The sequence below is a fragment of the Devosia sp. genome (genome assembly GCF_036406155.1).
In the GTDB taxonomy this organism is placed as follows: Bacteria; Pseudomonadota; Alphaproteobacteria; order Rhizobiales; family Devosiaceae; genus Devosia_A.
Genome location: NZ_DASWVV010000039.1, coordinates 1 through 2192, shown reverse-complemented (window position 1 = coordinate 2192; position 2192 = coordinate 1). Strand labels below are relative to the sequence as shown.

The window sequence follows — 2192 nt, the reverse complement described above, 5'->3', positions numbered from 1 at the left end:
TGGCCGCCGAGGAAGCCGGAAATGCCGGTGACGAGGACGCGGTCGCTCATGCGCTGGCGGCGGGCGTCGGCACCGGCCTAGATTTCGGCCCAGGCGCCGGATTTTTCGCTGGCGAAGATGGCGTCGAGGACGCGCATCTGGCGGATGGCGTCGTCGATGCCCCAGTTGAGCGGCTTGTCGCCCAGCACGGCCAGGGCGAAGGCCTCCGCCTGCTCGGTATACTGGTCGACCGGGCGCATGATCTCGCGGCGGGAGAGCGAGGTATCGAGCGTGGTGCCGTCGTCGACGAGCAGCGCCGTCGGGGTGTCGGGCGGCGGGTTGAACGGGATGATGATCTCGACCCGCCCCTTGGTGCCCATCAGCTCGATGGACTGGTGCGGCACCAGCTGGGTCGAGCACACGAAGCTCAACTGCCGGCCGTAGCCGAAATCGGCGATGACGCTGGCCAGCCGGTCGGTCTTGAAATTGGGGTCGCGGTCGACCAGCGCCACGACGCGCCGGGGCTCGGCCTCGAACAGGTAGCGCGCCCCGACCACCGGGTAGCAGCCGATGTCCATGATGCCGCCGCCGCCGATATCGGCCTGGTTGCGCACATTGTGCGGGTCGACGTTGTGGTAGCAGAACACGGCGCGCACCGCCCGGATCTCGCCCAGTTCGCCGGCGCGGGCGATGTCGCGGGCGCGCTGCCATTGCGGATGGTAGCGCACCATGAAGGCCTCGGCGACGATGCGGTCGGACGGACACTGCCGCAACTGCTCGGCCTCGGCGGCGCTCAGCGCGATCGGTTTTTCGCACAAGACGTGCTTGCCGGCCTTGGCCGCGGCGACGGTCAGCGGCACGTGCAGATGGTTGGGCAACGGGTTGTAGACGGCGTCGACATTGGGGTCGGCCAGCAGTTCCTCGTAGCTGCCATAGGCGCGCGCCTGGCTCCTGAGGCCGAGATGGGCGACGGCGGTGTGGGCGCGGGCGAGGTCGCGCGAGGCGATCGCCACCACCTCGGAATGTGTCGACTTGAGGAGGGCGGGAATGACCTTGTCGAGGCCGATCCTGGCGGTGGACAGGATCCCCCAGCGCACTTTCCGTCCGTCAGCCATCCGACCCTCCCGCTTGCCGCTTGCGACAGTTAGCCCAGCGGGGCCGGCCCGTCCAGCGTGCCGCGCCGGCGCCATGCGGTGCGTCTTGCTGATAACCCGCCGGTCAGTTATAAGACAGCTGACCGCAAGGTCAGTAGCATGAGAGAGGCTCCAGGGGTGGCGATGCACGAGCGTTCGACCCGCGTTCCCAAGTTCCGCCGGCGCGCCGAGGCGCGCCCCGACGAGGTGCTGGACGCGGCCCTCGACCTGTTCATCGAGCAGGGCTACGCGGCAACGCGGGTCGAGGACATCGCCCGCCGGGCAGGGTTGTCCAAGGGGGCGATCTACCTCTATTTCCCCTCCAAGGAGGCGATCATCGAGGCCCTGGTGCGCCGCGCCCTGGTGCCCATCGCCCGCACGGCGCTCGGCGTCATCGGCGCCTGGGAGGGCGACCCGCGGCCGGTCATCGCCACGGTGATGAAGACGCTCGCCACCCGCCTCGACGATCCGCGCGTCATCGCCATCCCCAAGCTCGTCTTCCGCGAAGTGGTGAGCTTTCCCGAGCTCGCCCGCATGTATCGGCGCGAAGTGCTCGACGAGGTCATCCCCATGCTGGAGGCGCTGGTCCGGCGCGGCATCGAGGAGGGCTATCTGCGCCAGGTCGACCCGCACCTCACGGTGCGCTCGATCGTCGGGCCGGTGGTGCTGCACGTCGCCATGGCCGAGATCTTCGGCATTACGCCGCCCGAGGGGCTCGCCATCGACCGGCTCATCGACAATCACCTGACCATCTTGTTCGACGGGCTCGGGGCGCCACAGGGAAGCAGGCAATGGACCAGTTCCTGAGCTGGCTCGCCGCCCTCGCCGCCGCGCTCGTGCCCGGCTTCGGGGCCGCCCCCGCCGTGGGCTGGAACGGCTATGTCGAGGCCGACTACGTCTATGTCGCGCCGGCCGCTCCCGGCCGTATCGAAACCCTCGCCGTGCGCGAGGGCGAGGCGGTCGCCGCGGGCGCCGTGCTGTTCGTGCTCGAGCGCGCCCAGCAGGCAGCCCTGCTGCGGGCGGCGGAGGCCCGCGTCGCCGTGGCCGCCGCCAATGCGCAGAACCTCGCCACCGGCAGCC

The 2192-nt window shown here is 70.0% G+C and carries 3 protein-coding genes; 2 read left to right on the top strand and 1 reads right to left on the bottom strand.

The features are described from left to right. Positions 1-77: 77 nt before the first annotated feature. On the bottom strand, positions 78-1094 hold the full coding sequence (locus VGD93_RS02495; protein ID WP_395008855.1) for a Gfo/Idh/MocA family protein: 1017 nt from the start codon (positions 1092-1094) through the stop codon (positions 78-80). A gap of 138 nt (positions 1095-1232) precedes the next feature. Between VGD93_RS02495 and VGD93_RS02490 the strand changes: the two genes are divergently transcribed. Together VGD93_RS02490 and VGD93_RS02485 are read left to right on the top strand one after the other, a co-directional pair. After that, positions 1233-1919 carry a TetR/AcrR family transcriptional regulator gene (locus tag VGD93_RS02490; RefSeq protein ID WP_395008853.1) on the top strand — a complete coding sequence of 229 codons (687 nt, stop codon included), beginning with the start codon at positions 1233-1235 and terminating at the stop codon, positions 1917-1919. After that, positions 1904-2192: biotin/lipoyl-binding protein (locus VGD93_RS02485; protein ID WP_395008851.1), on the top strand; the 289-nt coding region annotated here is incomplete at its 3' end. The genes VGD93_RS02490 and VGD93_RS02485, both read left to right, overlap by 16 nt.